This is a genomic window from Sphaerisporangium corydalis (genome assembly GCF_025506355.1).
Lineage (GTDB): Bacteria > Actinomycetota > Actinomycetes > Streptosporangiales > Streptosporangiaceae > Sphaerisporangium > Sphaerisporangium corydalis.
The window spans coordinates 48742-58340 of the sequence record NZ_JANZYP010000067.1 but is presented as its reverse complement, the minus strand read 5'-3'; the positions used below and the strand labels follow the sequence as shown (position 1 = coordinate 58340).

The window sequence follows — 9599 nt, the reverse complement described above, 5'->3', positions numbered from 1 at the left end:
GGGGGGAGCGGCTGGGGGTGGGGTGGAACGGTGGGGGGTGGGGGTGCGATGTATCGGTGTCATCGGGCGAACGGAGGGCAGCGAGGAAGCGAACGGAAAGTTACAAGAGGGAGTGCTAGTCACGAACTTCGCATTTCAGCCGGTACCCCTTACTCTTCTCTGCGGACCGTCCCCGCACATCTGGAGAACGACGTGCGCCTGCGTCTCACGCCTCGTGAGGACAGCTATTACGACTTGTTCGCCGACTCGGCGAACAACCTCGTCACCGCATCCCGCCTGCTGGTAGAGATCATCAGCGACGGGTCGGACAGGGAAGCCCTGGCCGAGAAGATGCGCGCCTGCGAGCACGCGGGCGACGAGCGTACTCACGCGATCATGAATCGGCTCAACGAGAGCTTCATCACGCCCTTCGACCGCGAGGACATCTATCGTCTCGCGTCGAATCTCGACGACGTGATGGACTACATGGAGGCCGCCGCCGACCTCATCGGCCTCTACAAGATCGACCATCTCCCCAAGGAGGTGGTCCGTCAGGTGGAGGTGCTGGAGCGGGCCGCGGAGCTGACCGCCGAGGCCATGCCGAGGCTGCGGTCGATGAGCAACCTCAACGAGTACTGGATCGAGATCAACCGCCTGGAGAACCAGGCCGACCAGGTCTACCGGCGTCTGCTCGCCAAGCTCTTCGGCGGTGAGTACGACGCTCTGACCGTGATGAAGATGAAGGAGGTCATCGACCAGCTCGAGATGGCCGCGGACGCGTTCGAGCACGTGGCGAACACGATCGAGTCGATCGCGGTCAAGGAAAGCTAAGTGGAGCTCGCACTTGTCATCGGCGTCATCGCCATAGCCCTGGTCTTCGACTACACCAACGGCTTCCATGACGCCGCCAACGCGATCGCGACCTCGGTCTCGACCCGCGCTCTCACGCCCCGGGCCGCGTTGTTCATGGCCGCGGCCATGAACTTCGTCGGCGCGCACATCAGCACCGAGGTGGCAAGGACGGTCGGCACCGGCATCATCGATCCGCCGACCGGATCGCACGGCCTGGTCATCGTGGGCGCCGGCCTGATCGGCGCGATCACGTGGAACCTCATCACGTGGTACTTCGGCCTGCCCTCGTCGAGCAGCCACGGGCTGATCGGCGGGCTCGTCGGGTCGGCTCTCGCGGCGTCCAGCACGATCCACTGGAGCGGGGTGCTGGAGAAGGTCGTCATCCCGATGGTCCTGTCCCCGATCGTGGGCTTTCTGCTGGGCGCCATCATCATGATCGCGATCCTGTGGATCTTCCGCAGGGCCAACCCGCACCGGGCCGGCAAGAACTTCCGGTACGCCCAGACGGTCTCCGCCGCCGCGATGGCGCTGGGTCACGGCCTCCAGGACGCCCAGAAGACGATGGGCGTGATCTTCCTCGCGCTCTACACGGGCGGTTACGTGGCGGCCAAGGACCCGATCCCGCAGTGGGTCATCCTGGCCGCCGCCGCGGCGATCTCGCTGGGCACGTACTCCGGTGGCTGGCGCATCATGCGGACGCTGGGGCGGCGGATCATCCACCTCACTCCGGCGCAGGGGTTCGCCGCGGAGACGGCGGCCTCGATCGTCCTGTACACGATGGCCATCGCGGCGAAGGCGCCGATCTCCACGACCCACACCATCACCAGCGCGATCATGGGCGTCGGCGCGACCAAGCGTCTGTCCGCGGTCCGGTGGGGGGTGGCGGGCAACATCGTCACCGCGTGGGTGCTGACGATCCCGGCCGCGGCCCTGGTGGCGGCCGTGTCCTACTTTTTCCTGCATTGGGTGATCGAGTAGCCGGAGACCAAGCCGGAGACCAGGCCGGAGACCAGGCCGGAGACCACCGAGCCTCAGGCGCCGCCGAAGGAACCGTCGACGGGACCGCCGAAGGAGCCGCCGAGCCATCGCTGGATGTTCTGGATGCGCTGCTCGCACTCCCGCATCTCGCGGACGTTCCCGACCGCCTCGTGCGACAGGCGCAGGGCCCTCAGCGCCTCCACCTGGCCGGAGTGGTTGCCGGTCTCGCGGTGCAGGCGGAGGTTCTCGTCGAGGTCGCGCAGCGCCCCCGCGTGGTCGCCGCGGTGCTGCGCGATCAGCCCGAGCGTGTGCCGGCACGCCGCCTGTTCCCGCAGGTCGCCCGCGTCCCTGACGATCTCCAGTGACTCCCTGGCGTACCGCTCGGACTCGTCGGGGCGGTCCATGGCCAGCAGGATCCGCGCCAGGTTGTTGATCGCGGACCCTTCGTACTGCCGGTCGCCGATCTCGCGGATGGCCCGGATGGCCTGTACGGCCTTGTCGAGGGCCTGCTCGGGCCTGCCCATGCGCAGCAGAATGCGGGCCATGGTGTCCAGGCCGATGCCCATGCCGTCCCCGTGGCGTTCCCTGATGGACAGCGACGTCTCCGCCGCGCGGAGCGCGTCCCGCTGGAGCCCCAGCCGGGCGTACGTGCGGGCGAGCCCGCCGAGGGTGCGGGCCTCGCCCGTCGGGACGTCGAGCTCCCGCCAGAGCTTGAGCGCCTCCAGGCCGTGCTGGAGCGCGTCCTCGTAGCGGGCGAGACGCCGCATGGTCCGGGAGAGGTTCTCCAGGTCCTGGGCCTCGCCGGCCCGGTCGGCGATCTCCCTGCGGATCTCCAGGGCGAGGTTGAGGTGCTCGCGCGACTCGGCGTACCGGCCGAGCTTGAAGTACACGACGCCGATGGCCGCGCGCGCCTCGGCCTCGCCGCGCTTGTGGCCGATCTCGTGCGCGAGCCGTACGGCGTGCCAGATGCGGGACAGGGCCTCGGCGTGGGCGCCGTCGTCGCGCAGCAGCTTGCCGAGGATGGTGAGGGTCTCGCCTTCGCCGTGCCGGTCGCCGCTGGCCCGGGAGACGCGCAGCGCCTGCTCGGCGTCGCGGCGGGCCAGGCCACGCAGCCCGAGCTGGCGGTGAATGCGGGCCAGCTCGCGGTACGGGTCGGCGGACTGGGGCTCGTCGGCGAGCCCGGCGGGCCCGGCCAGGTCGATGCGCAGGGACAGTGCCTCCAGCCCTCGCATGACGGCCTTTTTCGGGTCGCCCCAGAAGTAGTGCAGGCGGGCCAGGTTGAGCAGGGTCTCGGCCTCGCCGGCGCCGTCCTTGATCGCCCGGCGGATGCTCAGCGCACGCAGGGCGTGGTCCTCGGCGCTGACGTACTCGCCGAGCCGGCGCAGGTTCTGCGAGATCGTGTCCAGCGCCTCGGCCTCGCCCGCCCTGTTGCCGGCCAGGCGGTGCAGGCGCAGGGACTCCTCGGAGTGCTCGATCGCGAGCCGGTAGCGGCCGAGGACTCCGCGGACGTCGGCCAGGTTGTCCAGGGCGTTGGCCTCGCCGAGGCTGTCGCCGAGCCGTTTGAAGCCCCACCGGGCGTCCTCGCCGTAGCTGAGCGCCTTGACGTTCTGGCCGATGCTGCGGTGGGCGATGGCGAGGTGGTGCAGCATCTGGGCGGTGGCGGGCCATTCGTCCACCGCCTGCGCGGACGCCAGCCCGGCCTTGTGCACGTCGATGACGTCCCTGACGTAGCCGCGTGAGGTCATGAAGTCGTACACCGCGTCGGCGAGGTTGAATGCGTAGGAGTGCAGGCCGTGCCTGGCGGCCTGGTGGGCGGTGGCGACCAGGTTGCGGCGCTCGCTCTCGAACCAGGTCAGGTGCCGTTCGCGGTCGGCGCCGGAGGTGGACGGCGGGGGTACGGCGCGGGCGTGCAGGAGGCGCCGGTTGCGTCCGAGGGCGTCGCCGGCCCGCATGGCGGTGGCCAGGTAGTGGGTCAGCAGGCGCCGTACGGCTCCGGTGCGGTCGGCCTCGCCGTCCTCCAGCAGCATGCGCTCCCTGGCGAAGACCGCGAGCAGGTCGTGCACCATGAAGCGCTCCGCCTTGCCGTCCGGAGAACGCCCATTGTCCGAATCGTCCCCCGACCCGACACCGTCCCCCGACCCGACACCACCCACGGCCGCGACCAGGTGCAGGCGGTCGAGGGCACGCAGGTGGCGCAGAGTGGCGGGGACCGTCTCGTCCAGCAGCGCCGCGCAGGACTCGACGCCGAGATCCGGGCCGGTCATCAGCCCGAGGTACCGGAAGGCGCGCCGCAGCCCGGGCGGCAGCGCGCGGTAGGACACCTCGAACGCGGGCCGCACCGCCGCGCGGGGCTCGTCCTCCTGGGCCAGTTTGGACAGCCGGTCCTGCCCGTCCAGCTCGCGGACCGTGTCAGCGATCTGCTCGGCCGGGTTCTCCACCAGTTTGGCCGCGGTGATCCTCAGCGCCAGCGGCAGCATGGAGCACTGCCGTACGAGCCGGGTGGCGTCGGAGGGGTTCTCGCGGACCCGGGAGTCGCCGGGCCCGAGTACGGCGGCCATGAGCTGGACGGCCTCCTCCTCCGCCATGACGTCCAGGGGCAGCGGTTCGACGCCGTCGGCCGGGGTGAGGCCGGGACGTCCCGCGAGCCTGGCCTGGGTGGTGACCAGCAGGAGACAGCGGTTGGACGGCGGCATCAGGGCCCGGATGAGGTCGGGGCTCTCGCCCGCGTTCTCGACGACGATCAACAGGCGGCGGTCAGCGAGCCTGCGCTGGTAGGCGGCCACGAGGTCGCTCTCGTCCACGGGCATCTGGTGCCCGCTGACGCCGAGGCCGCGCAGGAGCTGCCCGACGGCCTCGGCGACGGTGAGGGACCGGTTGCGCACGCCGCGCAGGTCGAGGTAGAGCTGGCCGCCGCTGAAGTGCTCGTCCTTCACCGAGTGGCCCCAGTAGGTGGCCAGGGCGGACTTGCCGACCCCGGCCATGCCCTCGACGATCACTGCGCGCGGGCGGTCGGCGGCCGAGGCCAGGGCGTTGAGGTCCTGGAGCGCGGCCTTCCTGCCGGTGAAGCACGGGACGACCGGGGGGAGCTGGGCGGCGCCGGTGCCGGTGGCGGGGATCCTGATCGCGGGGACCTGCCGTTTGCCCGCGGCCCTGCCGGGGGTGCCGCTCGGGGTGAACGGCGCCGGGTCCCATTCAGCGGCCCAGGGCCCTGCGGCGGCGCGCAGGGCGTCCATGTCCTTCACCGTGATCGTGGTGCCGCGCTGTTCGAGGAGGTCGGCGTGCGCGTGGGCGCAGGTGGCGTGAGGGCCTTTGGGCCGCCATACGTGGAAGGCGCGCGCGACCGCGACCCGGTCGACGCCGGCGAAGCTCGCCAGGTCGGTCTGGGTGAGCGGCGGCCCGATCGTCACGCCCGTGCCGGACGGGCGGCCGAAGCGCAGAGCCAGCTCGATCAGGTGCAGCGCGATGCGGGCGGGCGCGCGTACGCCGGGGCCGGGGGCGCGGCGGCGGGCCACGAGGACGCGGCGGTGGCCGAGGCCCTTCATCAGGGCGGCGCCGGCGGACAGCTCCTCGGCGAGGAAGTTGACGAACCGGTCCTTGGGCACCTGTAAGGCCCGCACGGCGGTCAGGGTCTCGATGCGTCCCCGGTAGGGCCAGTCCCACAGGGCGAGTTCCCCTTCCAGGTGCCCTGGCCCGAAGATCTCGATGAGCGACTCGTCGCCGGCGGCGGTGCCGTACACCTCTTTGGCGTAGCCGTCGAGCAGGACGGTGACGCTGCCGGGCAGGGCGTCCCTGTCGCCGAGGGTCTCGCGGGGGGCGAACTCGCGGACCCATCCGATGGCGTGCAGGGATTCGCGTTCGATCTGGCCGAGCAGGGACCAGAACGTTCCTGGTCCCCCGGGGTGGAGGTTGGTCACGTTGTGCCTCGCTGTGCTTGTCGGCGCGGGGCGGCACGCGCTGGGGTGTGCGCGCGCTTACAGCGTGACTGTTCGCTTAAGGGTGGGATGTGTCAATTGACATACCTATTAGCCGTGCCGATACATCACATCGACCTTCCACCTGGTGAAGCCGAAAGATTGGTAAAGATGGATGGCCGAGGGATTGTCCTCGTCGACGTACAGCATCACCTGGTCCAGGCCGGCGGACCGCAGGTGGTCCAGGCCGGCCAGTGTGAGCGCCCGGCCGAGGCCGGTGCCCTGCTCGGAGGGGTCGACCCCCACGACGTACACCTCGCCGATCGGCGCGTGGGACAGCTCGGGGCCGCCGTCGGCGTGCACCTTGGTCCAGTGGAAGCCCGCGAGCCGGGCCCCCTCCCCGGCGGTCTCGCGCACGGCGAGGAAGAAGCCGGAGGGGTCGAACCACGGCTCCCGCTCGCGCAGCGTGAGGTCGTCCATGGTCCATGAGCCCTGCTCAGGGTGGTGGGCGAACGCACGGGCGTTCACGGCGAGCCACGCCTCCTCGTCCGCGCCCGGCTCGAACGCGCGCAGCCGCACCCCGTCGGGCAGCTTCGCGGGGGGCAGGGGGTCGGCCGTAGGCCGGCGCATCTGCCAGAGCGACCGGGCCCGGGTGAAGCCCAGCGCGGCGCCCAGCCGGGCCGCCTCGGGGCGGTCGCCGTGCGCCCACAGACGGAGCCGGCCGCCGCTCTCGGCGAGCGCCGCCTCGGCGAGCAGGCGGCCGAGGCCCTGGCCCCGGTGGCCCGGGTGGACGACCAGCTCGCCGCTCGGCCCCTCCTCGCCGTCCGCCCCGACGTGCGCGAAGCCCGCCAGCGTGTCATCCTGGTAGAGCAACAGGGCCTTGGTCCCGTCGCCGCCTCCGTGGCGCAGGTGGAGCATCACCTGCTCGTTGAGCGGGCTGATGGAGTCGGCTTCGGCGGCCGCGGCGGTCAGGGCGGCCACGTCGGCCACCTCCTGGTCGCCGAGGCGTTCCCTGATGTCCACGCGGGCATTCATGCTGGAACTCTAATCTGGCAGAAAACGCCACTAACTAGCGGGGTAAATCGTTACCTCTGGGTCGTTTTATGCTTGGCTTCCGTCTCTAACCTCGTGGGTTATGACCTCTCGATCGTTCATGCGGATCGCGGTCGCCGGAATCGTCGCGGCGACCGGTCTCGCTTTCACCGCCGGTACCGCGTCGGCGCACCCGAAACCCCCCAAGCCTCCCCAGACGGTGCCCGTACGGCTGGTGTCCATCAACGACTTCCACGGCAACCTGGAGCCCCCGACCGGCTCCGGCGGCGCGATCGTCGACGAGAGCGGGGTGTCGGTGCCTGCGGGCGGCGCCGCCTACCTGGCGACCCACCTCAAGTCCCTGGTCAACCGGGACAGCGTCGTCGTGGCCGCCGGTGACCTGATCGGCGCCTCGCCGCTGATCTCCGCCGCTTACCACGACGAGCCGACCGTCGAGCTGCTGGGCAAGCTCGGCCTGAAGGTGTCCTCGGTCGGCAACCACGAGTTCGACGAGGGCATCAGCGAGCTCAAGCGCATCCAGAACGGCGGCTGCCACCCCGTCGACGGCTGTTCCCCGGCCGGCCGGTGGCGTGGCGCGAAGTACGAGTACCTCGCGGCCAACGTGCTCAAGGAGAACAACGACCACTACGTGCTGCCGCCGGTCGCCGTCAAGGTGGTCAACGGGGTCAAGGTCGGCTTCATCGGCCTGGTCACGCAGACCACGCCGTCGATCGTCACCGCCTCCGGCATCGCGGGCCTGAAGTTCACCGAGGAGGTCGAGGCGGGCAACCGCGCGGCGCGGCTCCTGCGGCTGGCCGGGGTGAAGGCCATCGTGGCCATGGTCCACGAGGGTGACCAGATCGCCCCGAACCAGAGCCCGGACGCCTGCCCGGTCACCCCGGGCGCGGGCACCCGGATCGCCCAGGGCCTCAGCGCGGACGTCGACCTGGTCGTCATGGGCCACTCCCACCAGGCCTACATCTGCAAGACCCAGGACCCGGCCGGCCAGGACCGGTTCTACACCCAGGGTTCCTCGTTCGGCCGCGTGCTGACGACGGTCGACTTCAAGGTGGACAAGAAGACCGGCGAGGTCGTCCGGTCCTCGGTCGCGGCCGACAACCACGTTGTCACCCGGGACGTCACCCCCGACCCGGAGATCACGCAGTTCGTCCAGACCTGGAAGGACCGGGTCGCCACGGTCGCCAACAAGGCCATCGGCTCCATCACCGCCGACATCGGCAGGGCCGCGGGGCCGTCGGGGGAGACCGCACTCGGTGACCTGATCGCCGACGCGCAGCTCGAAGGCACCAGGACCGGCGGAAACGCCGAGATCGCGCTGATGAACCCGGGCGGGGTCCGCGCCGACCTGACGTACGCGCAGAGCGGGTCGGAGGGCAACGGCGTCGTCACCTACGGCGAGGCCTTCACCGTGCAGCCGTTCAACAACCTCATGCAGGTCGTGACGCTGACCGGGGCCAGGCTCGACGCGCTCCTGGAGCAGCAGTGGCAGAACGGCGGCGCGCTGGTGCGCATCCTGCAGCCGTCCGCGTCGCTGACCTACTCGATGAACCTCTCGCAGCCGATCGGCTCGCGGATCTCGGACATCAAGATCAACGGGACGCCGGTCACCGACGCACAGGAGATCCGGGTCGCGGCCAACAACTTCCTGGTCGGCGGCGGTGACGGTTTCACCGTCTTCCGCGAGGGCACGGGCCTGTGGAGCGGCCCGCTGGACATCGACGCGTTCGTCGCCTACTTCGGGGCGCACTCGCCGATCGCCCCGCCGGCGATCAACCGCATCACGGTCACCGGCTAGCCCCGGGACCGCGAGCGCGGTCACCGGGGATCACCCGGCAGCGAAACGCCCGGCGTCGTCGAGGACGGCGCCGGGCGTCACGCGTTCACGGCGTCAAGCGTTCACAGCGTCCAGGTCACGCGTTCACGGTGTCTATCGGCGGGCGGGAGCGGGCTCGCGGTCCTCGATCTGCTCGCCGCCGCGGTCGGGTACGAAGCGGTACCCAACGTTGCGCACGGTGCCGATCAGGGACTCGTACTCGGCGCCCAGCTTGGCGCGCAGGCGCCGCACGTGGACGTCGACGGTGCGGGTGCCACCGAAGTAGTCGTATCCCCATACCTCCTGCAGCAGCTGGGCGCGGGTGAAGACCCGGCCGGGGTGCTGCGCGAGGTACTTCAGGAGCTCGAACTCCTTGAACGTCAGGTCGAGCGCCCGGGTGCGGAGCCGGGCGGTGTAGGTGGCCTCGTCGATCGACAGGTCGCCGCTGCGGATCTCGTCCGGCACCTCTTCGGTGGCGGCGATCGACAGCCTGCCGACGGCCAGCCGGAGCCGGGCCTCGACCTCCGCCGGTCCCGCCGTGTCGAGGAGGACGTCGTCGGCCCCCCACTCGGCGGTCATCGCGGCCAGGCCGCCCTCGGTGACGATCACCATGAGCGGGCAGTCGATGCCGGTAGTACGAAGGAGACGGGAGAGGCTCTTGGCGTGCACCAGCTCCCTCCGCGCGTCCACCAGCACAGCGTCGGCGGGTGGTGCGTCGATCAGTGCCGACGCCTCCGCGGGGGCGACCCGGACCGAGTGGAGAAGCAACCCGAGGGCGGGCAGCACCTCCGCCGAGGGTTCCAGAGCGTTGGTGAGCAGGAGCAGGTTACTCACAGCACCTCCTAATCAAGAGGCTGACCCGGGGCTGGGGGTGGGGTGGAACGGTGGGGGGTGGGGGTGCGATGTATCGGTGTCATCGGGCGAACGGAGGGCAGCGAGGAAGCGAACGGAAAGTTACAAGAGGGAGTGCTAGTCACGAACTTCGCATTTCAGCCGGTACCCCTTACTCTTCT

General features: G+C 70.5%; 6 protein-coding genes. 3 read left to right on the top strand and 3 right to left on the bottom strand.

The genetic code is table 11. The features are described from left to right. Positions 1–192 precede the first annotated feature (192 nt). Entirely contained in the window at positions 193–810 is a 618-nt protein-coding gene (locus NYZ98_RS33715; RefSeq protein WP_262847847.1) for a DUF47 domain-containing protein, read from the top strand. Further along, a complete protein-coding gene (locus NYZ98_RS33710) occupies positions 811–1809 on the top strand; it encodes an inorganic phosphate transporter (RefSeq protein ID WP_262847845.1) in 999 nt (332 codons plus the stop codon). Between the two features lie 53 nt (positions 1810–1862). Here the strand turns inward: NYZ98_RS33710 and NYZ98_RS33705 are convergent, their stop codons facing one another. Continuing rightward, positions 1863–5723 carry a tetratricopeptide repeat protein gene (locus tag NYZ98_RS33705; RefSeq protein WP_262847843.1) on the bottom strand — a complete coding sequence of 1287 codons (3861 nt, stop codon included), beginning with the start codon at positions 5721–5723 and terminating at the stop codon, positions 1863–1865. Positions 5724–5831: 108 nt separating this feature from the next. Further along, on the bottom strand, positions 5832–6755 hold the full coding sequence (gene mshD / locus NYZ98_RS33700) for a mycothiol synthase (protein WP_262847841.1): 924 nt from the start codon (positions 6753–6755) through the stop codon (positions 5832–5834). A gap of 100 nt (positions 6756–6855) precedes the next feature. On the opposite strand from mshD, the gene NYZ98_RS33695 reads away from it, so the two are divergent. Beyond that, positions 6856–8568: a bifunctional metallophosphatase/5'-nucleotidase gene (locus NYZ98_RS33695; RefSeq protein ID WP_262847839.1), complete on the top strand. Its 1713-nt coding sequence runs from the start codon at positions 6856–6858 to the stop codon at positions 8566–8568. A gap of 132 nt (positions 8569–8700) precedes the next feature. Here NYZ98_RS33695 and NYZ98_RS33690 read toward each other — a convergent pair whose 3' ends face one another. After that, positions 8701–9420 carry a winged helix-turn-helix transcriptional regulator gene (locus NYZ98_RS33690; protein ID WP_262847837.1) on the bottom strand — a complete coding sequence of 240 codons (720 nt, stop codon included), beginning with the start codon at positions 9418–9420 and terminating at the stop codon, positions 8701–8703. Positions 9421–9599 lie beyond the last annotated feature (179 nt).

Bases quoted from the DNA above. Each gene is read 5' to 3' on its own strand.
- mshD (WP_262847841.1), bottom strand. From the start codon at position 6,755: ATGAATGCCCGCGTGGACATCAGGGAACGCCTCGGCGACCAGGAGGTG.
- NYZ98_RS33695 (WP_262847839.1), top strand. From the start codon at position 6,856: ATGACCTCTCGATCGTTCATGCGGATCGCGGTCGCCGGAATCGTCGCG.